This is a genomic window from Pseudomonas sp. B21-047 (genome assembly GCF_024748775.1).
Lineage (GTDB): Bacteria > Pseudomonadota > Gammaproteobacteria > Pseudomonadales > Pseudomonadaceae > Aquipseudomonas > Aquipseudomonas capeferrum.
Window position 1 is genome coordinate 1363793 of the sequence record NZ_CP087169.1, and the last position, 23922, is coordinate 1387714.

Below are 23922 nucleotides of genomic sequence, written 5' to 3' on the forward strand. Positions count from 1 at the left end.
TTCAGGCCTCCATGGCCAGTTCGCCACGGCGCTCGCCCGCTGCTGGAATCTTCAGCATGCGTTGCATGGCCGAAAGCTTGGGCGCCAGGCATGCCAAGGTAAGCGCCAACTCCTGGCGCGGTGAGCGCTGGGCCAGGCGCTGGGCCGGCAACAGTTGCTCCAGGGAGCTGGGCAGCGGCTGCAGCAGGCTGGCGTAGCGGCACAGTTGGGTCGCCCGGCCGAGGGCTGCGCGGATGTTCTCTTCGAGGGCCGGCAGGAACACCGGGCGTACCAGGCGTTCGTAGATGTCCGGGTTCATGCAGCGCGGGCGCTGGAAGGGTGTGCTCTGGTCTTGCATTTGTTCGCACATGAGGTCGAGCAGGGTGCGGATATCCAGCGCCTGTGGGCCGTTGGTGAGGAAGTAGTCGTCACCGATCAGGCGCTGATCCAGGGCACTGGCGATGCCGGCAGCTGCCACGTCGCGGGCGATGACATCGACACGGCCGCCCTCAGGGCAGGGGATGATCGGCAGGTAGCCCGACATCATCAGCCCCATGGTCAGGTGAAAGCCCTGCAGCATGGGCATGTGGCCGCTGTGGCTGTCGCCGATGATGATCGACGGGCGAAAGATCGAAACCGGTACGCCGGCCTCACGCACCAGGGTCTCGGCTTGGCGCTTGACCACTTCGTACGGGGTCGAGGGCATCACCCCTGGGTGGTAGTCACAGGGGTGGGTGAAGGCAGTGCTGATGTGGTACAGCGGTACGTCGGCATCGCGGACAAACTGCAGCACCTGCTCGGTGCCTTGGTAATTGACCGAGAACACCGCTTCGGCATGGCCATCCAGGCGGGTAATGGCCGCGCAGTGGATGACCCAGTCGACTCGTTTGGTCAGCGCCAGGTAGTCCGCGTGGGACAGGCCCATGTGCGGTTGGCAGATGTCACCGCGCAGGGTTTCGACCCCAGGGTGGCGAATGCTGCTGCGCCGGGTCAGGCAGACCAGGTGATAGCGCTCGGCCAGTTGGTCGATCAGGGTATCGCCCAGTACACCGGCTCCGCCGGTAAGGAAAACGGTCAGCCGCGTTTGTCCAGACATGGACTAGCACTCCTTGCTCGCTAGGTTGATGAAGTGGCCCGTCTGCCTGGCAGCCGCAAGGGGGCCAAGGAACCGGAGCGATTAAAAAAGCCGACCTGTGTGCCTGTGTTTCAGTGGCAACGGCCGGCAAGCGGCCCTGCGCCTGGGTGGAGACCCCGATCGGCGCGGGCTGGAGGGGATGATGGCGATTTAGAACTGCTGATTCTTGAACGAATCGCTTGTATTGCGCAGTACCACGGCGACGCGGCTGGGCGACATGCCGACCATGCGCCGCATCATGCGGGTGAGGTGGGCTTGGTCAGCGAAGCCGCCGGCGATGGCGGCATCGCTGAGGCTGGCGTCGTGGGCAAGGGCATGGCAGGCACGTTCGAGCTTGCGCCAGATGATCCATTGCGACAGTGGCACGCCCATCTGGTGCGTGGCGAAAAAGCGCAGGCGTGGGCTGGACAGGCCTACCGCGCTGGCCGCGCGCGACACCGCGCCGATGCCCGCCCAGTCCTGGCGCAGCAGGTGCAGGGCATTGGACAGGCGTGGGTCGAAGCTGTCGGGGGGCACCAGCTTGAGTTCCAGGGCTGCGACTACCTCATCGAAGTTGGCCGCCTGGCGCACGCAATCGACGATGTCAGGGCTGACCGCTGCCTTGCCGCTCTCGTCGAGCAGGGCTTTCAATGCGCGGCCAAGCGGCGCGTCCGGGTAGAAGTAAAGGAAGGCAACGCGGTCGGCGTTGGGCAACGAGCGATGGTCGACGGAGGGCCCGATCAGTACCCCCGGTGCACTGAGGGTATGGTTACCGAACTCCACGGTGATGTCGTAGCGCAGGCCGATGCACAGCTGGATGGCGACGTGGGCGTGGGCTGCGGTTTGGTCGGTCTTGCCGGTGTAGCCCAGCCAGTAATCACCGAAAGTTACTGCTCCGTCCCATCTCATTGTGCATCCCTGAAGCCCGTTCTAGAAAGCCTGGCCGCGCCCGGGCCAGCATCCTGAAAGCGGCAGATGATAGCGTTATGGTATATCTTGGTCGATACAAAGCGTAACGAATGATCTTTTGCACTAATTAAGGCTTTTCTGATGCATGCAAGGCTGTTGAACTAATCAGTGTTTACCCGCTCCTATGCCGGTAGCCATTGGTCACGGCCGCCTGCTAAGCTCGCGGCTTTACCCTGATTGCCCTTATGGCGCATGAACAAGGAAATAGCATGAAACAGCATCGTTTGGCGGCTGCGGTTGCCCTGGTAGGCCTCGTATTGGCTGGCTGCGACCAACAGGCCAGCAGCCCCGAGCTGAAGACGCCGGCACAGAAAGCCTCCTACGGTATCGGCCTGAACATGGGCAAAAGCCTGGCTCAGGAAGGCATGGAAGACCTTGACTCCAAAGCGGTCGCGCTGGGCATCGAAGACGCGGTCAGCAAGAAAGAGCAGCGCATCAAGGACGAAGAGCTGGTAGAGGCCTTCACCTCGCTGCAGAAGCGCGCCGAAGAGCGTCTGGCCAAGGCCAGCGAAGAAGCCGCTTCCGCCGGCAAGAAGTTCCTCGAAGACAACGCCAAGAAGCCAGGCGTGGTCACCACCGCTTCGGGCCTGCAGTATGAAGTGATCAAGAAGGCCGACGGCCCGCAGCCCAAGCCGACTGACGTGGTCACCGTTCATTACGAAGGCAAGTTGACCGATGGCAAGGTGTTCGACAGCTCCGTCGAGCGCGGCAGCCCGATCGACCTGCCGGTCAGCGGCGTCATCCCAGGTTGGGTCGAAGGCCTGCAACTGATGCACGTCGGCGAGAAGTACAAGCTGTTCATCCCGGCCGAACTGGCTTACGGCGCCCAGAGCCCGAGCCCGCTGATCCCAGCCAACTCGGTACTGGTATTCGACCTTGAGCTGATCGCCATCAAGGACCCGGCACAACTGCAAGGTGCAGAGCCGGAAGCCGAAGCACCGGCGCAAGCGCCTGCCGAAGCACCAGCAGAAGAACCAGCCAAGTAATACTGGCTGCTTTTGCAGAAAACGCCCCGTCTTGACGGGGCGTTTTCGTTTCGGCGGTAGACGCTTGGAAGAACCTCTGTCGGCTGATACTGTCCGAGCAATAGCAGCGTGATGAAGTAGGATGCTTCTGACGCAAATCGTTTGCGCAACTGAAACGACTGTGTAAAAAACGCCCGATCTGACCGGGACCCTTGCCTAGTGGGCACCTGACGTCAGAAACTTCGCCCTGTTCACAAGGTTATCCACAATAAATGTGGATAACCTCCCTCTCGGAGGCTCCATGAGCGCACCCTGGAATTTCGCCCGTTTCCTGCCGCTGGCCGAGCGCCTGCTCAGCCGCGGGCGGTTACCGGCCCTGCTGTTCGCTGTGGCCCGCAAAGGCCCACGGATCGGTCAGCTGCGCGAGGATGTAAAGCTGCTGCAGTCACTGTGCCTGGCCTGGTGGCGGGGTGAGTACCGCGCCATCAGCCCCAAGGCACTGGTGACCATCGTTGCCGGCCTGCTGTACTTCGTCAGCCCTATCGATGCCATCCCCGACTGGTTGCTGGGGGTCGGGTTCCTCGACGATATTGCCGTGCTGGGCTGGGTGCTGAAAACCGTCGCGGATGAGCTGGGGCGTTTCAAAGCCTGGCGCGACAGCCAGGCGCCAGAGCGGTTGCGGGTGGTGGAGCGCTTGCCGAACTCCCCCGAAGCTTTGCGCCTGGAACGTAATACGCAGTGAAATCAGCCTGAGCTGCACACACTCCCGTACTTGGTAATATAATTGGCATAAGGATTATGCCTATGGATTACATGCCGTAATCCCACGTAAGGGGGTTGTAATGGGTATTCAGGTTATTAGCCGGGACGGTCAGCCCGAGTACGCAGTCGTTCCCTGGGAGCAGTACCAGGCACTGTTGAAGGCAGCAGGGCAGGCGCCTGCCGAGGCAAGCGCCAGTGAAACGCCGGTCAGTGCCGCCAGTGCGCCCTTGCCGGCTTTCAGCGAGGTGGCGCAGATACGTGAGGCGAAGGGCATTGCCCCTGAGCTACTGGCGCGCAACGTCGGTGTCAGCCCGGCCTATCTGGCCATGATCGAATCAGGCGAGCGACAGCCGGACGCCGCTATCCGCCGCGCCCTGGCCTGGCACCTGGGTGTGGCGGGTTGGAGCGAGCCATCATGAGCCAGGTCAGGATCAGCCGCCAGCACTGGCAGAACCTGCTGGACGAGCTTGACCTGGCCCGTCGTCAACGTCATTTGCTGACGTATCGCGCGCTCATCGAGCGCTTGCAATTGCCCAGCCCGGCCATGCAGACCCTGACCGCCGCGTTGGAGTACCTGGCCGTGATCGATGCGCGCGCCGAGCAGCCGTTGCGCAGTTCGCTGGTCATCAGCCAGGGCGCCAGCCGCCTGCCGCGTACCGGGTTTTTCGAGTGCGTCGAGCGGCTGGGCCGTTTTGCCGGGCCGGTTGATGGCATGGAGGCGGCGTCGTGGCATGCCTCGGAAGTCGTCAGGGTATTTGAGTACCCCTATCCGGAAACCGCCTGACAGCCACCGCTCCTACAAAAAGGGCCGGGTGTTTTCACACCCGGCCCTTTTTGTTAAACAGCGCAGCACATCAGTGCTTGGCCACCTGCGAGCTGGCGCTCAGGTAGTCGAGCAGGATGCGCCCCGTTTCGGACAGGTAGGCGTCGTCTTCCGGCTTGGTGGTTTCATCCTCGGCCGGCAGCGCGTCCTCGTCTTCCTTCTTCAGCTCCTTGAGCGGCTCTTCGCCCTTGGCCTTGCGGCGGATGTTCTCCAGGGCCAGTTGCTTGCCCTCGATCTCATCGTGGCGGGCACGGCGGTCCTGTTCGTTGAGGCTGACGGTTTTCTCGCTCATCAGCTTCTGAGCCAGGGCCAAGCGGTCGCGGATGTAGGTGAACTCGGCATCCTTGACGCTGCGCGCTTCATGCTGCGCCTTGAGCTGGGCCAGGTACGGCTTGAACGGGTCGGCCGCAGGCTTGACCACCGGGCGGATGGTGTCCCACGGCATGGCCTCGGGCAGGGCGCTCTCGCCGATTTCCTTGGTGTCGATGATCGACGGGTAGTCGATGTCCGGCAGTACGCCCTGGTGCTGGGTGCTCTGCCCGGAAACCCGGTAGAACTTGGCCAGGGTCAGTTTCAGTTCACCATGGTTGAGCGGCTGAATGGTCTGCACGGTGCCTTTGCCGAAGGTCTGGCCACCGATGATCAGTGCGCGGTGGTAATCCTGCATGGCGCCGGCGAAGATCTCCGAGGCCGAAGCCGAGAGGCGGTTGACCAGCAGTGCCAGCGGGCCTTTGTAGAAGGCGCCCGGGTTTTCGTCCTCGAGCACGTCGACGCGGCCGTCGCTGTTGCGAACCAGCACCGTCGGGCCCTTGTCGATGAACAGGCTGGTCAGCTCGGTGGCTTCCTGCAGGGAGCCGCCGCCGTTGTTGCGCAGGTCGATGACCACGCCGTCGACTTTCTCTTTCTGCAGTTCGGTGAGCAGTTTCTTCACGTCGCGCGTGGTGCTCTTGTACTCCGGATCCCCGGCACGGTAGGCCTTGAAGTCCAGGTAGAAGGCCGGGATCTCGATAATGCCCAACTTGTAGTCACGGCCATCCTGCTTGAGCTTGAGCACCGACTTTTTCGCCGCCTGCTCTTCAAGCTTGACCGCCTCGCGGGTGATCGAAACGATCTTGCTGGTCTGGTCGCTCGGGGCATTGCTTGCCGGGATAACCTCCAGGCGTACCACCGAGCCCTTGGGGCCGCGGATCAGCTTGACCACTTCGTCCAGGCGCCAGCCGACCACGTCGACCATTTCCTTGTTGCCCTGGGCCACGCCGATGATCTTGTCGGCCGGGGCTACCTGCTTGGTCTTGGCCGCAGGGCCTGCCGGCACCAGGCGCACGATCTTGACCTGGTCGTTGTCGCTTTGCAGCACCGCGCCGATGCCTTCGAGCGACAGGCTCATGTTGATGTCGAAGTTTTCCGCGTTGTCTGGCGACAGGTAATTGGTGTGCGGGTCGTAGGACTGGGCGAAGGTGTTGATGTAAGCCTGGAAGATGTCTTCGGCACGGGTCTGGTCCAGGCGCGCAAGCTGGTTCTTGTAGCGCTTGGTCAGGGTTTCCTGGATCTGCTTGGGCTCTTTGCCGGCGATCTTCTGGCGCAGTACTTCGTCTTTCACGCGTTTGCGCCACAGGTCGTCGAGCTCGGCCTGGTTCTTCAACCACGGGGCGTCCTTGCGGTCGATCAGCAAGGTTTCCTTGGCGGTGAAGTCGATCTTGTCGACGCCCTTGTTCAGCTCGGCCAGGGCAAAGTCCAGGCGCTGCTTGACGCGGTCGAGGTAACGTTTGTAGATGGTGAAGCCAGGGTCGAGGTTGCCGCTTTTGAGGAAGTCGTCGAACTGCGTCTTCCACTTGTCGAATTCGGCGATGTCGGCTGCGGTGAAGTAGCTGCGCGCCGGGTCCAGCAGCTTGATGTAGCTGTCGTAGATGATCACCGAGCGGGCGTCATCGAGCGGTGGCTTGCTGTAGTGATGGCGCTTGAGCAGCTCAACCACGTTGAGGCTGGCGACGATTTCGTCGCGGTCCGGCTGCAGGCTGTCCCACTTGTTGGCGGCCGCCGCATTGCCGCCGAGCGTGAGGCTGCCCAGGCCGATCATCAGGGCCAGGGCGGTGCTGGGTAGGAAATGCTTCATGCTGATTCGACGTGGAGGCAATTGATCACGCATAGTAGGCCGTCTTTTCCGTTGCCGGTTCCATGGAGCCGGGCAAATACTGCAAAAAGCCTGGGGTAAGCGTCCCCAGGCCCAGTCATGATTCAACTATGGAGGCACTGTGAAGGCATTGCAAGGCGTTGACGGACATGTGGAGTGGGTCGAGGCCGAACGCCCGGCCCTTGACGCCGGCCAAGTACGCATTCGCGTGGCGGCTGCGGGGCTTAACCGCGCCGACCTGTTGCAGATGAAGGGCCTGTACCCGCCACCGCCTGGCGCCAGCCCGTACATGGGCCTGGAGTGCGCCGGGGTGATCGAGGAAGTGGGCCCGGGCGCCGACTGGCGCATAGGCGACCGGGTGTGTGCGCTGCTGGCCAGCGGCGCGATGGCCGAGGAAGTGGTGGTGGATGCCCGCCATGTGCTGCCGGTGCCCGAAGGCCTGAGCCTGCAGGAAGCGGCGGCGCTGCCCGAGGTGTACGCCACGGCATGGTTGAACATCTTCCAGTTGGGTGCTGTCAAGGCGGGCGAGAAGGTGCTGGTGCACGCCGGTGCCAGTGGCGTTGGCTCGGCGGCTATCCAGCTGTGCAAGGCGTTTGGCAACCCGGTGTATGTCAGCGTTGGCTCGCAGGACCGCCTGGCCTATTGCCAGGCCCTGGGCGCTGCCGGCGGTGTGGTGCGTAACGAGAACCTCGAAGCGCTGGAAGGTCTGGGGCCATTCGACGTGATTCTCGACCCGGTCGGCGCCAGTTACGGGCCGCTCAACCTCAAGTTGCTGGCGCGTGACGGGCGCTGGGTGATCATCGGCCTGATGGGCGGGCGCACGTTCGACCTCGACCTGGCGCTGGTGCTGGGCAAGCGCCTGGAGATCACCGGTTCGACGCTGCGTAACCGTGATGATGGCTTCAAGGCCGAGTTGCTGCGCGAGTTGCTGCAGCAGGTGTGGCCGTTGTTCGCCGAAGGGCGTTTGTCGCCGCAGTTGGTGGACACCTACCCGGTGGAATTTGCCCAGGCGGCCTATGCCGAGCTGGAGAGCAACCAGGTGTCGGGCAAGCTGGTGATGGTGATCGACCCGAGTCTGGTTTGAGATTGCTGGGGGCTGCAAAGCAGCCCCCATGATCCTCAAGCCCAGCTCAAGATAGGCCACCCATTGATCTGGGCATGTTCGCGCAACACCGCATCCGGGTTCACCACATGCGGGTGGTCCACCTTCAACAACAGCGGCAAATCGTTGCGCGAATCAGAATAGAAACTCGCCCCCTCCAGGTTCTCCTGTTCCTGATCCAGCCATTCCAGCAAGCGGGTGATCTTGCCCTCACGGTAGGTCAGCACGCCGTGGGTCTTGCCGGTGTACACCCCGTTCACCGCCTCCAGCTCGATCGCCAGGTACTCGTCCACCCCCAGCCGCGCCGCAATCGGCCCAACCAGGTGCGTGCCCGAGGCGGAGATGATCAGGACACGGTCGCCACGCTTGCGATGCTCGGCGATGCAGCGGCAGGCGTCGCCGAAAATGATCGGTTCGATGACGTCTTCCACCCACGGCTGCACCAGGTGTTCAACCTCTTCCAGGGTGCGCCCGGCAATGGGCTCCAGGCTGAAGGCCATGTAGTCCTCCATCTGCAGGTGGCCCTTGCCATAGGCCTCCATCAGCTCATGGTCGCGGCGCAAGAATGCCTTGCCGTCGACCCAGCCCAAGCGGGCCATCTGCTCGCTCCACAGCGAGGCGCAGTCACCGTGGATCAAGGTTTCATCCAGATCGAAAATTGCCAGTGCCATTGTTGCTGTCTCCTAGGCCACTTCACGTAGCGCCGTGGGGTCGATCGACAAGGATACCCGCTGGCCGTCCACATGCAGGTCGGCGGACGAGCGGTTGAGCACATCGACCACCAGTTCCACGTCGCGCACCCGCACCCGGTAACGGATGACGTTGCCCAGCAGGCTATGGCTGCGCACTTCACCGTCCAGCTCGCCATTCAGGCCCAACGTGATGGATTCCGGGCGGATGGCCAGGCGGTTGGCCACCGGGCGTTGCAGCAGGCGGCTGGCGCTGTCTGGGTCGAGCAGGTTGTAGTTGCCGATAAAGCCCGCGGCGAACAGGTCCACGGGCGCGGTATAGAGGGTTTCGGCATCGCCGCTCTGAACGATGCGGCCTTGGTTCATCAGGAAGATGCGGTCAGACATGGTCAGCGCTTCTTCCTGGTCATGGGTGACGAAAATGGTGGTCAGCCCCAGTTCACGCTGGATGGCGCGGATTTGTTCGCGTAGGTGCTTGCGGATGCGCGCATCCAGCGCTGACAGCGGCTCGTCGAGCAGCAGCAGGCGCGGGCGGGTCACCAGCGAACGGGCCAGCGCCACGCGCTGGCACTGGCCACCGGACAACTGGTGCGGGTAGCGCCCGGCGAAGCTGCCCAGCTCCACCAGATCCAGCACCTCACGCACCCGGGCAAGGCTTTCGTCGGCTTTGACCTTTTGCATGCGCAGGCCAAAGGCGACGTTCTGCTCCACGGTCATGTTGGGGAACAGCGCGTAGCTCTGGAAGACCATGCCGATGCCGCGCTTTTGCGGGCTCAGGGGCACGATGTCCTGGCCATCGAGCAGTATGCGCCCGCTGTCCACCGGGGTCAGCCCGGCGATGCAGCGCAGCAGGGTGGATTTGCCGCACCCGGAGGGGCCGAGCAGGGTGACGAATTCGCCGCGTTCGATCTGGCAGTCGATATTCTCGAACACCGGGGTGCCGGCATAGCGTTTGTGCAGTTGCTGTACGCTGACGAAGCTCATGTCAGGTCTTGTCCTTGTTCAGGCGGTTGGCGACCCAGGTGAGTACCAGCACGAAGGCGAAGTACGAGATCACCAGCGCGCTGTTGAAGTGGCCGCTGCTGTTGCGCATGTTGTTCAGGTACACCTGCAAGGTCTCATAGCGGGTGCCGACCAGCAGGTTGGCGAAGACGAACTCGCCGAACAGAAACGAGAACGACAGCAACAGGGCCACCATCAGGCCTTTGCGCAGGTTCGGCAGCACCACCAGGAACGCCGCCTGCCAGGTGCTGGCCCCGAGCAGTTGGGCGGCGTCCATCAGGTCGCGCAGGTTGATCGCCTGCAGGTTGTTGGTGATCGCCCGGTACATGAATGGCAGGGCGATGGTGAAGTAGCAACCGATCAGGATCCACGGCGTGCCGACCATGGCCATCGGCCCGCTGCCGTACAACTGCAGCAGGCCCACCGATGACACCACCGGCGGCACCGCGAAGGGCAGCAGGATGAGGACGTTCATCAGCGCGTCGAGTTTGGGGAAGTGGTAGTGCACCACGAACAACAGCGGCAGGATCAAAACCACCGACAGCAGCAGCGCCCCCACGCACACCAGCAGCGACTGGCCGAAGGCGGCCAGGAAGCGCGGTTCGCTCCACAACGCCACGTACCACTTCAGGGTCAGCCCGCTGGGCAGCAGGCTGGCCGACCAACTGGTGGCCAGGGAGTAAAGCAGGGTGCCGGCCAGTGGCAGCAGCATGATCATGAACAGCAGGTACACCACCATGCGGTGGTAGAGGTTGGAATGGGCATCAGCGCGCATGGTAGCTCCTTTTCAGCAGCCATTGATGAACCACCGTGACCAGCGTCATCAGCGCCACCAGCACCATGGCCAGGGCGCTGGCCAGGTTGGGGTCGAGGCTGATGTCACCGGCCACCAGGCCGGCGATGCGGATCGTCAGCACGTTGAAGTTGCCGGTGGTCAGCGCATAGACGGTGGCGTAGGCACCCAAGGCATTGGCCAGCAGGATGACGAAGGTGCCGAGCAGCGCCGGGGTCAGCACGGGTAGGCCGATATGCCGCCAGTATTGCCAGTGGTTGGCGCCAAGCAGCGCGGCCGATTCACGCCAGTCTTCACGCAAAGCGTCGAAAGCGGGGTACAGCAACAGCACGCCCAAGGGGATCTGGAAGTAGGTGTAGACCAGGATAAGCCCGGTCTTGGAGTAGATGCTGAAGTCTTCCAGCAGGCCGATCTGCTTGAGCAGCAAGGTCAGGGCGCCGTTGAAACCGAGCAGAATGATGAATGCAAACGCCAGCGGCACGCCGCTGAAGTTGCTGGTCATGTTGGCGAAGGCACTGACGAAGTCGCGCAGGCGTGAATCCACCTGGCGTAGCGAGTAGGCGCCGAGAGTGGCGATGACGATGCCGAACAGGCTCGACCAGAAGCTGATCTCAAGGCTGCGTTGCAGGGCCTGCAGGTAGAACTTCGAGGCGAACACCTTGCTGAAGTTCTCTACACCCCAGCCCGCTTCCGACTGCACGCTGTTGATTGCCACCCAGGCCAGCGGGGCGATCTGGAAGATGACGAAGAACACGGCGAACGGCAGCAGGCAGAGCAGGGCAAGGTAACGGCCGCGATGGCTGGCATTCACTTGAGCAGCTCCCGGCACACCGATTTGTCGTGGGCCACGCCGAGCAGTTCGCAGAGGGTCCCACACAACTCGGTTTGCAGCGGTTTGGCTGCAGGGTCGAGGCTGAACCCGTCGCCAAAGACGAACAGCGGGACCTCGCGTTCCTCGGCCAGCAGGCCGTTGTGCGAGCGGTCGTTGTTCATGCCGTGGTCGGCGGTGACCAGCACCTGGTAGCCCTCTTCGAGCCAGCGCGGCAGGTAGTCGGCCAATAGGATATCGGCACTGCGCGCCGCGTTGCGGTACTGGCTGCTGTCCAGGCCATGGCGGTGGCCGACATCGTCGATGCTCATCGGGTGCACCAGCAGAAAATTCGGTGCGTGACGGCGGCGCAGGTATTCGGCGTCGGCCAGCAAGTGCGAATCGGGGTAACGGTCATCCCAGTAGAACAGCCCATGCTGGATCGGCAGCTTGGGCGCATGGGTGTGGCGGTCGCGCTGGGCGTCGAAGGGCGAACGGTTGTATAGCTCGCTCATCCAGTGATAGGCCGCCGCCGCCGTGCCCAGCCCCGCTTCGCGGGCGTAGTGGAACACGCTGCGCTGGTTGGACAAGCGGTTGACGTTGTTGTGCACGATACCGCTGTCGATCGGCGATACGCCGGTGAGAATGCACTCGTACAGCGGGCGCGACAGTGATGGCAGCTCGCATTCGACGCGGTACAGCGCGGCGCGATCGGCCTCGACGTAGGCATGCAGGTGGCCCATGGCATGGTGGGCGACCTGGTGGTTGAGGCCGTCGAGCAGGACCAGGATGACGTTGTGTTGCATGGTGGCTCCAGTCAATAACCGTGTTGCCTGCTTCGCGGGGCAAGCCCGCACCCACAGGTGCACCACAGGGCTCAAGGTTGTGGTGACTCTGTGGGAGCGGGCTTGCCCCGCGAAAGGGTCGGTGGAGGCGCTAGACAGCTACCCCCTTACTCCATCTCGATGATCACTTGCTCGTTCCACATCTGCGGCAGCTTCTTCGAGGTCGCTTCCCAGACTGCGGCATCCTTGATCGGCTGCGCAGCCCCGTACTGGTCGTTGGGCAGCAGCTTGGCCTGCACATCAGCCGGCAACTTCAGGTGCTCGGCGCGGATCGGCCGGGCGTGGCCGATGGCCAGGTTGGTCTGCCCTGCATCACTGAAGATGTACTCACGCGCAAGCTTGGCCGCGTTCGGGTGCTTGGCGTACTTGTTGATGATGGTGGTATAACCCGACGTGACCGAGCCGTCCGAGGGGATCAGCACCTCGAAGCGTTTGGGGTCGATCTGATCACGGTAGCTCAGGCCATTGAAGTCCCACACCACGCCGACCTCCACTTCGCCCTTCTCCAGGGTTTGGATGGTCGGGTTGGCCAGTGACAGGCGCTTCTGCTGGGCCAGTTTGGTGAACAGCTGCAGGCCCGGCGCGATATTGGCTTCGTCACCCTTGTAGGCGATGGCAGCGGCGAGTACGCCGTTAGCGGCCTGGGCAGCGGTGCCGACGTCGCCGATGGCGACTTTGTACTTGCCTTTTTCCAGGTCATGCCAGGTTTTCGGGCGTTCCTCTTCCTTCACCAGGTCTTTGTTGATGATGAACGCGATGGTGCCGGTATAGGCCAGCGCCCAGTGCCCGTCCTTGTCCTTGGCCCACTCCGGCACCTGGTCCCAGGTGCTCGGCTTGTACGGCTGGCTCACGCCCTGGGTCACCGCAATCGGCCCGAAGGCGGCGCCAACGTCGCCGATGTCGGCGCTGGCGTTGTCCTTCTCGGCAGCGAACTTGGCGAGCTCCTGGGCCGAGCTCATGTCGGTGTCGCTGTGCTTGAGGCCATACTTGCTGGCCAGGTCTTCCCAGGTGCCTTTCCAGTTGGCCCAGGCATCGGGCATGCCCACGCTGTTGACGGTGCCTTCCTTGCGGGCGGCGTCTTCCAGGGCCTTGAGGTCGGTGCCGGCGGCCATGGCCGTGGTACACAAGGCGATGGCCGAACCGAGCAGTGACGCCATGAAGAACTTTTTCATCCGAAGCTCCTTGGGTGGGTGCCGTTTGCGATTGTTGTCATGAATGAAGCTGTTGCCGGCGACCTTTGGTCTAGGTCAGCAAACCTTGAGCCAAGGTAGGTCGCTTGCGTGACAGTTTGATGTAGGGAGAGGCCTGAAGCGGTGGCTCCGGTTGCCTGAAAATACAGCGTAGACCAGATCCCAAGCCCTGATTTGCCTGGCTTGGCCCGATTCTGGCAAAGCCCTTGTGGCGCCTTTGTCACAGGATGTTCATCAGCCCTGCCTAGGCTTGCACTACGCTCCAGATGCCCTGTCATGGGGCTGGACTAGTCCAGATAGGTAACCTTTGATGCAGCCAATGCCACCGCGTGCGGTAACAGCCATCTGCCACGCCCTGCAGGAGCAGATCGAACACGGCCTGCTGGCGCCGGGGGGCAAGCTGCCGGCCGAACGCAAGCTCAGCGAGGTGTTCGACACCACCCGCATCACCCTGCGCGAGGCCTTGGCGCAGCTGGAAGCCCAGGGGCTGATCTATCGGGAAGAGCGCCGTGGCTGGTTCGTCGCGCCCCAGCGGCTGACCTATGACCTGATCGAGCGTAGCCACTTTCATGCCATGGTGCGTGATCAGGGGCGGGTACCGAGTACCGAGTTGCTGTCGGCGCGGCTGCAGCCTGCCTCGGCCATTGTCTGCGCACGGCTGCATATGCCGGCGTTGTCCAGTGTGGTGCGTATCTGCCGGTTGCGGCGTATCGATGGGCGGGCGGTGCTGTATGCCGAGCATTACCTCAACCCCGCGTACTTCCCCGGGATTCTTGAGCAGGACCTGGCCCAGTCACTGACCGAGATCTACGGTCGCGTCTATGGCATTGGTTACGGGCAGGTGTGTTTCGAGATCTTGCCCACGGCGTTACCGGTGGACGCAGCAGCAGCGCTGAAGGTGTCGGTCGGCAGCCCTGGGCTGCATATCACCCGGGTCAACAGCGACCAGCATGGGCATCTGATCGACTGTGACCTCGAGTATTGGCGGCATGATGCGATCCGCATTCGTGCCCAGGCCGGTTGAGGGGGGACGCTAGCTGGAGGAACCGGCTTCGCTCATGCCGCCACCGCCCGCCGTCACCACCTGCACCGACAACCGCGGCGTTGCCAGGTCCAGCCCGGCCTCATCCAGCTGGCGCTTCAAGGCCAGGTTGAACGCCCGTGACACTTCCCACTGCTTGATCGGCGCGGTCTTGAAGCGTGCCCGCAAGATCGCCGAGCCCGACTCGAAGCTCTCTACCCCCTGCAGCTCCAGCGGCGACCAGATATTGCGGCGCATCAACGGGTCGTTACGCAGCTTCTGCCCCACCTCGCGGATCAGTGTGATCGCCTGGTCGATGTTCATGCTGTGCGGAATCGCCACGCGGAAGATCGCGTAGCCGAACTCCCGCGAGTAGTTCTTGATGCTCTTGATCTCGCTGAACGGGATGGTGTGCACGATGCCGTCGATGTCGCGCAGGCGCACGGTGCGGATGGTCAGGCCCTCGACCGTGCCCAGGTGCCCGCCGACATCTACGTAGTCGTCGATGGCCAGCGAATCCTCGATGATGATGAACAACCCGGTGATCAGGTCGGCCACCAGTGACTGCGCGCCAAAACCGATGGCCAGGCCGATCACACCGGCACCGGCCAGCAGCGGGGTGACGTTCATGCCCATGTTGGCCAGGGCGACGATCACCGCGATGATGAAGATGGCCACGAACATCACGTTGCGAATCAGCGGCATCATGGTTTGCGCGCGGGCGTTGGCCAGGCCGCGGCGCGAGCGCACCAGCGCATGGTGCACGGCCGTGTCGGCCAAGATCCACACCAGCCAGGCGGCAATCAATGTGCCGGCCAGGCCCAGCAGGCGCAGGCTCACTTCATGGCCGTCGCCCTCGGCGAAGCTGATCATCGACAGGCCCCACACGCGCAGCCCCAGTTCGATGAACAGCAGCCAGATGAACAGGTGCACCAGGGCGTAGGCGAAGTTGCGCAGGCGCTCGGTGTACACCGCCTGGCGCTTGTTGGCGCGCTTGGGGTTGGCGGCGTGGCGGCGCACCAGGCCATTGAGCACCATGCACACCACCACCAGTACCGTGCACATCAGCGACTGGCGCAGGGCGGTGCTGGTGTCGCCGGCCGAGATGAAGGTGGCGAACAGCGAAATGGCTACCAGGATCATCGCCGGTACGAACCAGAAGCTGCCGAGAATCTCGATGGTGTCGCTCAGGGTGCGCCGGGTCAGGCGCCGGTCCAACGGTTGGTTGCGGATCAGGTGGGCGATCGGGCGGCGGAACCGCAGAATGAACAGCCCGGTGCAGATCGCTGCGATGACATTGGCCAGGGTTGCCAGGGCGTGTGCCAGGTGGGTGCCGAGGGCGACGGTCATGCGCGGGTCACTCATGGCTTCGCCGAAGGCTGCAAAGCTGCCGATCAGCCACAGCGGGCGGAAAGCCTGGTGCCGCAGGATGTGCAGGGCGCGGTGGCGGTGGGGGCCGTCGAGCAGCGAGAAGGCGATCACGCAGATGGCTGAGAAGCAGGTGCCCACCACCAGCGCGTACGCCAGCACCATGGCCATGGACTTGCCCAGCGAGGAGGGCAGGGCAAAGCTCAAGTACACGGTGAACACCAGGGCCACCAGCCATGGCCCGAGTTTGCGCAGGGCAAAACGCACCAAGTCCCAGGTCCGGGGGTGCTGGGGCAGTTCTTCGGTGAGGCCGAAGCGTAGCCGTACCCGGTGGCCGACCCAGTTGAAGGCATACGCCAGCAGGCTCCACACGGCGATGATCGCGGCAAAACCGAACAGGATCGCCGGCCATTGGTGCACCGGCACCATCAGTTCGGTCAGTTCCGTCTGGGCTTGGTCGATTTCCATCGACCAGCGGTGGAAGGGGCTGGCGTCGCCGCTGAACTGCCGTTCGAAATCATGCAGCGCACCGCCGATCAGGCCTAATACGCCTTGTTCGACGGTGGGTTGCGATTGCTGGGTGGCGTCGCGCAGTTTTTTCAGGTCGGCCAGCAGCTTGGCACGCTGCTGGTCGTTTTCCAGGTTCTTGATCACCTCGTCCAGCGACTTGCCCAGCGGCTCGGTGGCCGCAGGCTGGGCAGGCGTACCGGCGCCGAGCAGGCTCGGCAGGCCGGCGGCCTGAACCGGGGAGATGAGCAGAAACAGCAGCAGGGACAGGTAACGCAGGAGGGCAGGCACCGGGAAATCTACCTCAGGTCAAACGATTGACCGAGTGTAGAGGTTTATGTGGGCAGTTTCTCCAGGATCTTCCAGCAGGTGAGGCCGAAGATGCCCAGCGTGCCGATCCACATCATCAGCACACCGATGTTGCGCTCGCGCAGGCTGAAGCCGATGGTCAGCAGCAGCAGGAACAGGAACACCGGCACGAACAGGGACAGGAAGGGGGACATGGACAGCAATCCTTTTGCAGTGGGGCCATGTAACAAGCATAGCGGTTAGCAGGCGAAGCGGGTTGATCCGAGGCAGTAGCAAGACCTGTTTCGGCTTCTTCGCAGGCGTGTGCTGTGAAGAAGCCGTCAGTTACACCCTTACACTCAGGGCAGCTCGCGGCTGCGATAGAACGCGGTCAGCACCTTCACCAGGTGCGCCAGGTCGTGGCTGCCGCACAACTCGCGGATCGAGTGCATGGCAAAGGTCGGCAAGCCGATATCGACCGTGCGCACGCCCAGGTGGCTGGCGGTGATCGGACCGATGGTCGAGCCGCAGCCCATGTCGCTGCGCACCACGAAGCTCTGCACCGGCACTTCCTCGGCCATGCACAGGTGGCGGAAGAACCCGGCGGTTTCGCTGTTGGTGGCGTAGCGCTGGTTGTTGTTGACCTTGATCACCGGCCCTGCGTTGAGCTTGGGCCCGTGGTTGCCGTCGTGCCGGTCGGCGTAGTTGGGGTGCACGCCGTGGGCGTTGTCGGCCGAGACCATCAACGAGCGCTGAATGGTGCGCACGTAGGTGTCGCCTTCGGGCAGCAGGCGTTGCAGGGTCTGCTCCAGCATCGGGCCGTCGGCGCCGCAGGCCGAGCACGAGCCGACCTCTTCGTGGTCGTTGCACACCAGCACGCAGGTCTCGTCGCTGTCGGCGGCCAGCAGTGCCTGCAGGCCGGCATAGCATGACAGCAGGTTGTCCAGGCGGGCACCGGCGATGAAGTCACGGTTGATGCCGATCAGCGCGGCATCCTGGGTGTCGTAGAAACTCAGCTCGTAGTCCAGCACCACGTCGGCATTGAGCTCGTGCTCGCGGGCCAACTGCTCGGTGAGCAGGGCGCGGAAGTCGATGCGCTCATCGCCGGCGACCTGGGCCAGGATCGGTGGCAGTTCGTTCTGCGGGTTGATCTGCCAGCCTTCGTTGGCGGTGCGGTTGAGGTGGATCGCCAGGTTGGGGATGACCGCGATGGGCAGCTTGAAGTCGATCAGTTGGCTCTCGACCTTGCCGTCACGGCGGAACGTGACCCGCCCTGCCAGGGACAGATCGCGGTCGAACCAGGGCGCCAACAGCGCACCGCCGTATACCTCTACGCCCAGTTGCAGGAAGCCTTGGCGCTGCAGTTCGGGTTGCGGCTTGACCCGCAGGCACGGGCTGTCGGTGTGGGCGCCGACCATGCGGATACCGCTCAGCAGGGGCGCTTGCTTGCCCAGTTTGATGGCGATGATCGAGGAGTCGTTGCGGGTGACGTAATACCGACCGCCAGGCACCGTGGCCCAGCTGTCGCGCTCGTCCAGGCGCTGGTAGCCGGCAGCCTCGAGGCGCAGGGCCAGGCTGGCAGTGGCGTGGAAGGGCGTGGGGGAGGCCTTGAGGAAATCGATCAGGCCAGTGTTCAGTGCTTCGCGCATAACTCACTCCAGACAGCAGTGGCGCGAGTTTAACGCAGATAGATCACAAATTGTGTCGGGCCAGTCGCGGGCAAGCCCGCGAAGGTCATCAGAAGGGTGCCGGGCACTCGAACTTCAACCGTTCCCCGGAAACCGGGTGGGTAAAGCTCAACATCGCGGCATGCAGGCACAAGCGCTCATGCGCTGCCAGGGCCTCAGGGTTGGCGTACAAGCGGTCGCCCAGCAGCGGGTGGCCGATCGACAGCATGTGCACGCGCAACTGGTGCGAACGCCCGGTAATCGGGGTCAGCTCGACCCGGCAGTAATCGCCGCAGCGTTCCAGGATGCGCCAGAAGGTCAAGGCATGCTTGCCCTGCTCGTGGTCCACTACATGCCGAGGCTTGGTCGGCGGGTCGTAGCGCAGGGGCAGGTCGATGCTGCCGCTGTCCAGCGCCGGCTGGCCCCAGCACAGGGCGGTATAGGCCTTCTCGGTCTCGCGGTCGTGGAACTGGCGCGACAGCTCGCGGTGGCTGTCGGCATCGCGGGCCAGCAGGATGATGCCCGAGGTTTCCCAGTCCAGACGGTGCACGATCAGCGCATCGGGGTAGCCGTTTTGCTGCAGGCGGGTGATCAGGCAGTCCTTGTTGTCATCGGCACGGCCGGGTACCGACAGCAGCAGGGTTGGCTTGTTGACCACCAGGATGGCGGCGTCTTCGTGGAGGATCTGGACGTTTGACAGCGGCATTGCGTGGTCTCGGTTGAATCAGGGGAAAAAAGCGGGGCCGCTTTGCGGCCCATTCGCGGCACAAGGCCGCTCCTGCAGGGGAACTGGAGCCCTTGTAGGAGCGGCCTTGTGCCGCGAATGGGTTGCAAAGCAGCCCCAGCTTTCAGCCAGATCAGCGATCCGGCAGGGTAATGTTCAGCTCCAGAATCGAGCAGCTGCCCTGGTTCTCCAGCTCGATGTGCACATCATCGTTGCCGATGTTCACATACTTGCGGATCACTTCGAGCAGTTCTTTCTGCAGGGCCGGCAGGTAGTCCGGTTCGCTGCGTTGGCCGCGCTCATGCGCCACGATGATCTGTAGACGCTCTTTCGCCACCGACGCGCTGGTCTGTTTCTGTCTGCCACGAAAGAAGTCAAAAAGGTTCATGGTTTACTTGCCTCCAAACAGGCGCGCGAAGAATCCTTGCTTCGGCACTTCGATGAACCGCAGGGGCTTTTCTTTGCCCAGCAAACGGTCGACGGTGTCGCTATAGGCCTGGCCGGCATCGCTCTGGTCGTCGAGGATGACCGGAATGCCCTGGTTGGAAGCCTTGAGCACTGCCTGGGACTCGGGGATCACGCCCTTGAGTTTGATCGCCAGGATGTCGGTAACGTCGTCGATGCTCAGCATTTCGCCTTTTTCGACGCGCTCGGGGTGGTAGCGGGTGATCAGCAGGTGTTCCTTGATCGGCTCTTCGCCGTTTTCGGAGCGGCGCGACTTGCTCGACAGAATGCCCAGCATGCGGTCCGAGTCACGTACCGAGGAAACCTCAGGGTTGGTCACGACAATGGCTTCGTCGGCGAAATACATCGCCAGGTGTGCGCCTTTTTCGATACCGGCCGGGGAGTCGCAGATGACGTACTCGAAGTCTTTCTTGAGCTCCATCAGCACTTTCTCGACGCCTTCCTGGGTCAGCGCGTCCTTGTCACGGGTCTGGCTGGCGGCCAGCACGTACAGATTCTCGAGGCGCTTGTCCTTGATCAGGGCCTGCTGCAGGTTGGCTTCGCCGTTGACCACGTTGACGAAGTCATACACCACGCGGCGCTCGCAGCCCATGATCAGGTCGAGGTTACGCAGGCCGACGTCGAAGTCGACGATGACCGTCTTGTGGCCGCGCAGTGCGAGGCCGGTGCCGATGGCGGCGCTGGTGGTGGTCTTGCCCACACCCCCCTTGCCGGAAGTAACGACGAGAATCTTGGCCAAGGTGTTTCACCCCTAAATAAGTTGGGACAGGTGTCCCAGCAATATGCAAAAAACGGCAACAGGTAAAAAAGTTGCTCTAAAAATGACGGCAAGTATCCGTTAAAGACGGGTGATGTTCAACACGTCACCGGACAGGCTGACTTGCACGCCGGAGCCCCACAGCGGGTCGCGGCGCAGGTCTTCGCAGACCTTGTACTGGCCCGCGATCGAGACCATTTCCGCAGTCATCTGCTGGCAGAAGATGCGCGCTTTGGTGTTGCCCTTGATGCCCGCCAGGGCGCGCCCGCGCATGGCGCCGTACACATGGATGTTGCCATCGGCCAGAAGTTCCGCACCCGGGCTGACCGAACCGGTCACCACCAGGTCGCCACCCTGAGCGTAGATCTGCTGGCCGCCACGCACGGGCGCCGTGATGATGCGCGTCGGGCGCACCTGTGGCTCGACCGCAGGCGCAGGGGCTGGCTCGGGCTGCTTCACCTCAGGCTCTGGCTCCAGCGGCCGCTCGCGGGCACCGGACGGCGGCAGTACCGGCAGGTCGATGGCGATCGCTGCGGCGATGTCTTCGATGCGGTTGGCGCGGATCGCCAGGGTACGCAGGCCATGATGGCGGCAGATACGCATCAGGCCGGGCAGGTCGATCGCGCCTTCGCTGGCCGGCAGTTTGTCCAAGGCCAGCACCAGCGGCGTGTTGCTGAAGAAGTTGGGCGCCTGGGCGACTTTGGCCGCCAGTTGGCGGTCAAGGGCTTCAAGGTCATTGCGCGCCAGTTCCAGCACTGTGATGGCGAGCATGCTGCCCTTGAGCTGGAACACGGAGGCGGTGTCGGGGGTCTGGTTTAGGCTCATGGTCTGCATAGACGGCTTGTTGCGAAAAAAGTGCCCTGACTTATAACGAGAACACCCGTTGCCCGCAACATGCGCTGATCCGTTGTAGAATGCGCGGCCTTTGTCTTTCCGGAAGCCTCAATGGAACGCCCGCGTTTTCGTCCCTATTTCCTCCACCCACGATTCTGGGGCCTGTGGCTGGGCCTGGGCCTGCTGTGGCTGGTAGTCCAGTTGCCGTACCGGGCCTTGCTGTGGCTCGGAAGCGCCCTGGGCGCGCTGATGTACCGGGTGGCCGGTGAGCGTCGACGCATTGCCGCGCGCAATCTGGAGCTGTGCTTCCCGGAGCTGTCTGTCGACGAACGGCGGCGTTTGTTGAAGGCCAATTTCGCCTCTACCGGTATCGCCTTCTTCGAAATGGCCATGAGTTGGTGGTGGCCCAAGGCCAGGCTTGCGCGCCTGGCCCATATCGAAGGCCTCGAGCACCTGCAGGCAGCCCAGCAGGCAGGGCAGGGCGCGATTCTGATGGCCGTGCATTTCACCACCCTGGAAATCGGCGCCGCGCTGTTGGGCCAGCAACACACCATCGATGGCATGTACCGTGAGCACGGTAACCCGCTGTTCGACTTCATCCAGCGCAGCGGCCGTGAGCGGCATAACCTCGACTCGCTGGCGGTGGAGCGTGAGGATGTGCGCGGCATGCTCAAGCTGCTGCGTTCCGGCCGGGCGATCTGGTATGCGCCAGATCAGGACTACGGTGCCAAGCAGAGCCTGTTCGTGCCGCTGTTCGGCATCCCGGCAGCGACCGTGACCGCCACTACCAAGTTCGCCCGTTTGGGCAAGGCGCAGGTCATCCCGTTTACCCAGAAGCGCCTCGAAGACGGCAGCGGCTATCGTTTGGTGATTCACCCGCCTCTGGCAGATTTCCCAGGGGAAAGCGAAGAGGCGGACTGCCTGCGCATCAACCAGTGGATCGAAGGTGTATTGCGCGAGTGCCCCGAGCAGTACCTGTGGGCGCACCGGCGCTTCAAGTCGCGGCCCGAAGGGGCGCCCCGGCTGTACGACAAGAAAAAGCGTTGATCGTTGAGCGGTCAGTGAGGCATCGATGTCCCCAACCACCGGCCTGATCCTCTCAGGCGGCGGCGCCCGCGCCGCCTATCAGGTCGGCGTACTGGCCGGCATCGCCGAACTGCTGCCACCCGGCGCGCCCAATCCCTTCCCGGTCATCGTCGGCACTTCGGCCGGCGCCATCAATGCGGTCACCCTGGCCAGCGGCGCCACCCGCTTTACCGACACCGTGCAAAACCTCACCGCGTTCTGGCAGAACTTGCGCAGCCACCGGGTGCTGCGCAGCGACTGGCCGGGGGTGGTCCGCCAGGCCAGCCGCTTCGTCGGCCACAGCCTGCTGGGCCTGGGCGGCCAGGCGCCGGTGGCGCTGCTCGACAGCAGCCCACTGCGTGCCCTGTTGCAGGCGCAGCTGAACCTGGACGGCATCGGCCATGCCCTGGCCAGCGAACAGCTACGCGCCGTCGCGGTGACTGCATTCGGCTACGAGTCCGGCCAGGCGGTGACCTTCTACCAAGGGCGGGGCACCATTGATGCCTGGTTGCGCCACCGGCGTATCGGCGTACCGACAGCGTTGAGCATCGATCACCTGCTGGCCAGTGCGGCGATCCCGCTGTTGTTCGCGCCGGTCAGGCTGGGGGATGAGTATTACGGTGATGGCGCGGTTCGTCAGTCGGCGCCAATCAGCCCGGCCTTGCACTTGGGGGCCAGCCGGGTGCTGGTGGTCGGGGTCAGCGGCAACCCGCAGCGGCCGTCGCCGCCGCTGCCTACCCAGCGCGTGTTCAGTGGTCAGCAACCGAGCCTGGCGCAGATTGGCGGGCACATGCTCAACAGCACCTTCATCGACAGCCTGGAAGACGACATCGAACTGCTCCAGCGCCTCAATCACCTGAGCCACCTGCTGCCTGCCCACCTCGATGCACGGCGCCTGGGGCTGGCGCCGGTGGAGGTTCTGGTGGTGGCGCCCAGCCAGCCGCTGGACGAAATCGCGGCACGCCACCGGCGCGAGCTGCCAGCGCCGTTGCGGCTGTTCCTGCGTGGGCCGGGGGCGACGCGTACCAGCGGGGCGGGGGTGTTGAGCTACCTGCTGTTCGAGGCCAGCTACTGCAGTGAGCTGATCGAGCTGGGGCGGCGCGATGCCTTGGTCAAGCGGCGCGAGCTGGAGCAGTTTCTGGGGATTTGATGGAGGCAGTGCTGGCCTCTTCGCGGGGCAAGCCCGCTTCCACAGGTCTGGATACAACCCCAAGGGAGTGAAGATCCTGTGGGAGCGGGCTTGCCCCGCGAAGGGGCCGACAACTACTTACTCGGCAATTTGCAACTTGCGCGCCTGGGTATACACATACCGAACCTTCTCATACTCGAACGGCGAGTTGAGCTGCCCATAGCGGAAGTTGGTGGTGTAACGCTTGTCCACCACGCGCAGGGCAAAGATTTCCGGGTGGTCGGTGCTTGCCTCGGCCACGTTCAGGTAATTCACCGCCTGCTCGCCGGCATAGTCCACCACCAGCCCGGTGGTATCGCGCAGGTTTGAAGGGCCCAGCACCGGCAGCATCAGGAACGGCCCGTCCGGCACGCCATAAAAGCCCAGCGTCTGGCCGAAGTCTTCACTCTGGCGGGGCAAGCCCATCTTGGTCGCCGGGTCCCACAGCCCACCCACCCCGATCAGGGTGTTGAACATCAGCCGTGCGGTAATTTCGGCCGAACGCTTGGCCTTGAGTTGCAGCACGCTGTTGAACAGGTTCGGCACATCGCCCAGGTTGTTGAAGAAGTTGCTCACCCCGGTGCGCACGAAGCGCGGGGTGACGTATTGATAGCCGCTCACCACCGGCAGCAGCACCCATTGGTCGAGGCGGTAGTTGAAGTGATAGATGCGCCGGTTCATCGACTCCAGCGGGTCGTAGACGTTCAGCGCCTCCAGCGTGGAGCGCTCGAACTCGCGCTGGTCGAGCCCGGGGTTGAATTTGAGCTCGCGCAGCGGGTCGATAAAACCATCGGATTCAGGTGCCAGCGAGGCGCCGGTAATCGGCGGGTCGGCCTCGATCACGCTGGCCCGCGGTGCGGTCTCTGCGGCCAGGGCGTTGCCGGCG

25 protein-coding genes are annotated in these 23922 nt (G+C 63.4%); 8 read left to right on the top strand and 17 right to left on the bottom strand.

Annotated features, from left to right (window positions below):
* Position 1: 1 nt before the first annotated feature.
* Together LOY26_RS06290 and LOY26_RS06295 are read right to left on the bottom strand one after the other, a co-directional pair.
* Complete coding sequence (locus LOY26_RS06290) at positions 2–1075, bottom strand: SDR family oxidoreductase (protein ID WP_033700757.1); 1074 nt, start codon at positions 1073–1075, stop codon at positions 2–4.
* Positions 1076–1264: 189 nt separating this feature from the next.
* Entirely contained in the window at positions 1265–2002 is a 738-nt protein-coding gene (locus tag LOY26_RS06295) for an AraC family transcriptional regulator (protein WP_033700755.1), read from the bottom strand.
* Positions 2003–2271: 269 nt separating this feature from the next.
* Between LOY26_RS06295 and LOY26_RS06300 the strand changes: the two genes are divergently transcribed.
* The 4 genes from LOY26_RS06300 (at position 2272) to LOY26_RS06315 (ending at position 4573) form a co-directional block, all read left to right on the top strand.
* On the top strand, positions 2272–3048 hold the full coding sequence (locus LOY26_RS06300; protein WP_047581718.1) for an FKBP-type peptidyl-prolyl cis-trans isomerase: 777 nt from the start codon (positions 2272–2274) through the stop codon (positions 3046–3048).
* A 280-nt stretch (positions 3049–3328) separates the two neighbouring features.
* Positions 3329–3769 (top strand): YkvA family protein, encoded by a 441-nt coding sequence (locus tag LOY26_RS06305; protein ID WP_033700753.1) that lies wholly within the window; start codon positions 3329–3331, stop codon positions 3767–3769.
* 100 nt (positions 3770–3869) lie between these two features.
* A complete protein-coding gene (locus LOY26_RS06310) occupies positions 3870–4208 on the top strand; it encodes a helix-turn-helix transcriptional regulator (protein ID WP_033700751.1) in 339 nt (112 codons plus the stop codon).
* Positions 4205–4573, top strand: a complete 369-nt coding sequence (locus LOY26_RS06315; protein WP_033700749.1) for a hypothetical protein — start codon at positions 4205–4207, stop codon at positions 4571–4573. Before LOY26_RS06310 ends, LOY26_RS06315 begins: the two co-directional genes overlap by 4 nt.
* A 70-nt stretch (positions 4574–4643) precedes the next feature.
* On the opposite strand, the gene LOY26_RS06320 is transcribed toward LOY26_RS06315, so the two are convergent.
* On the bottom strand, positions 4644–6725 hold the full coding sequence (locus LOY26_RS06320) for a carboxy terminal-processing peptidase (RefSeq protein WP_186663006.1): 2082 nt from the start codon (positions 6723–6725) through the stop codon (positions 4644–4646).
* 139 nt (positions 6726–6864) lie between these two features.
* Between LOY26_RS06320 and LOY26_RS06325 the strand changes: the two genes are divergently transcribed.
* Positions 6865–7827 carry an NAD(P)H-quinone oxidoreductase gene (locus LOY26_RS06325; protein WP_033700747.1) on the top strand — a complete coding sequence of 321 codons (963 nt, stop codon included), beginning with the start codon at positions 6865–6867 and terminating at the stop codon, positions 7825–7827.
* A 35-nt stretch (positions 7828–7862) separates the two neighbouring features.
* On the opposite strand, the gene LOY26_RS06330 is transcribed toward LOY26_RS06325, so the two are convergent.
* The 6 genes from LOY26_RS06330 to LOY26_RS06355 all read right to left on the bottom strand — a co-directional run bounded on the left by LOY26_RS06330 (position 7863) and on the right by LOY26_RS06355 (position 13154).
* Positions 7863–8516: an HAD family phosphatase gene (locus tag LOY26_RS06330; RefSeq protein WP_186654614.1), complete on the bottom strand. Its 654-nt coding sequence runs from the start codon at positions 8514–8516 to the stop codon at positions 7863–7865.
* A 12-nt stretch (positions 8517–8528) separates the two neighbouring features.
* Entirely contained in the window at positions 8529–9518 is a 990-nt protein-coding gene (locus tag LOY26_RS06335) for an ABC transporter ATP-binding protein (RefSeq protein WP_186654617.1), read from the bottom strand.
* Position 9519: 1 nt separating this feature from the next.
* On the bottom strand, positions 9520–10311 hold the full coding sequence (locus LOY26_RS06340; protein ID WP_186654619.1) for an ABC transporter permease: 792 nt from the start codon (positions 10309–10311) through the stop codon (positions 9520–9522).
* On the bottom strand, positions 10301–11140 hold the full coding sequence (locus LOY26_RS06345) for an ABC transporter permease subunit (protein ID WP_033700742.1): 840 nt from the start codon (positions 11138–11140) through the stop codon (positions 10301–10303). Before LOY26_RS06345 ends, LOY26_RS06340 begins: the two co-directional genes overlap by 11 nt.
* A complete protein-coding gene (locus LOY26_RS06350) occupies positions 11137–11943 on the bottom strand; it encodes an alkaline phosphatase family protein (protein WP_033700741.1) in 807 nt (268 codons plus the stop codon). The genes LOY26_RS06345 and LOY26_RS06350 overlap by 4 nt, the downstream gene beginning before the upstream one ends.
* A gap of 146 nt (positions 11944–12089) precedes the next feature.
* The gene (locus tag LOY26_RS06355; protein ID WP_033700740.1) at positions 12090–13154 is read right to left on the bottom strand and encodes an ABC transporter substrate-binding protein; all 1065 of its coding nucleotides are present in this window, start codon (positions 13152–13154) and stop codon (positions 12090–12092) included.
* 328 nt (positions 13155–13482) lie between these two features.
* Here LOY26_RS06355 and LOY26_RS06360 point away from each other — a divergent pair, with 328 nt between their 5' ends.
* Positions 13483–14196: a UTRA domain-containing protein gene (locus tag LOY26_RS06360; RefSeq protein ID WP_186654624.1), complete on the top strand. Its 714-nt coding sequence runs from the start codon at positions 13483–13485 to the stop codon at positions 14194–14196.
* A 9-nt stretch (positions 14197–14205) separates the two neighbouring features.
* Here the strand turns inward: LOY26_RS06360 and LOY26_RS06365 are convergent, their stop codons facing one another.
* From LOY26_RS06365 to minC, 7 genes are all read right to left on the bottom strand, one after another.
* Positions 14206–16359, bottom strand: a complete 2154-nt coding sequence (locus LOY26_RS06365; RefSeq protein ID WP_033700737.1) for a mechanosensitive ion channel family protein — start codon at positions 16357–16359, stop codon at positions 14206–14208.
* Between the two features lie 44 nt (positions 16360–16403).
* Complete coding sequence (locus LOY26_RS06370) at positions 16404–16571, bottom strand: hypothetical protein (protein WP_167334464.1); 168 nt, start codon at positions 16569–16571, stop codon at positions 16404–16406.
* 144 nt (positions 16572–16715) lie between these two features.
* Positions 16716–18005 (bottom strand): M18 family aminopeptidase, encoded by a 1290-nt coding sequence (locus tag LOY26_RS06375; RefSeq protein WP_033700736.1) that lies wholly within the window; start codon positions 18003–18005, stop codon positions 16716–16718.
* An 88-nt stretch (positions 18006–18093) separates the two neighbouring features.
* Entirely contained in the window at positions 18094–18729 is a 636-nt protein-coding gene (locus tag LOY26_RS06380) for an RluA family pseudouridine synthase (protein ID WP_033700735.1), read from the bottom strand.
* A gap of 151 nt (positions 18730–18880) precedes the next feature.
* Positions 18881–19135 (bottom strand): cell division topological specificity factor MinE, encoded by a 255-nt coding sequence (gene minE / locus LOY26_RS06385; RefSeq protein ID WP_003252572.1) that lies wholly within the window; start codon positions 19133–19135, stop codon positions 18881–18883.
* Positions 19136–19138: 3 nt separating this feature from the next.
* Positions 19139–19951, bottom strand: a complete 813-nt coding sequence (gene minD / locus LOY26_RS06390) for a septum site-determining protein MinD (RefSeq protein WP_033700734.1) — start codon at positions 19949–19951, stop codon at positions 19139–19141.
* A gap of 99 nt (positions 19952–20050) precedes the next feature.
* The gene (minC, locus tag LOY26_RS06395; protein WP_186654631.1) at positions 20051–20803 is read right to left on the bottom strand and encodes a septum site-determining protein MinC; all 753 of its coding nucleotides are present in this window, start codon (positions 20801–20803) and stop codon (positions 20051–20053) included.
* A gap of 111 nt (positions 20804–20914) precedes the next feature.
* Here minC and LOY26_RS06400 point away from each other — a divergent pair, with 111 nt between their 5' ends.
* Both LOY26_RS06400 and LOY26_RS06405 read left to right on the top strand, forming a co-directional pair.
* On the top strand, positions 20915–21850 hold the full coding sequence (locus LOY26_RS06400; protein ID WP_186654633.1) for a lipid A biosynthesis lauroyl acyltransferase: 936 nt from the start codon (positions 20915–20917) through the stop codon (positions 21848–21850).
* Positions 21851–21875: 25 nt separating this feature from the next.
* The gene (locus LOY26_RS06405; protein WP_186654636.1) at positions 21876–23018 is read left to right on the top strand and encodes a patatin-like phospholipase family protein; all 1143 of its coding nucleotides are present in this window, start codon (positions 21876–21878) and stop codon (positions 23016–23018) included.
* Between the two features lie 117 nt (positions 23019–23135).
* Here the strand turns inward: LOY26_RS06405 and LOY26_RS06410 are convergent, their stop codons facing one another.
* Positions 23136–23879 carry a VacJ family lipoprotein gene (locus tag LOY26_RS06410; RefSeq protein ID WP_408980766.1) on the bottom strand — a complete coding sequence of 248 codons (744 nt, stop codon included), beginning with the start codon at positions 23877–23879 and terminating at the stop codon, positions 23136–23138.
* Positions 23880–23922: the final 43 nt, after the last annotated feature.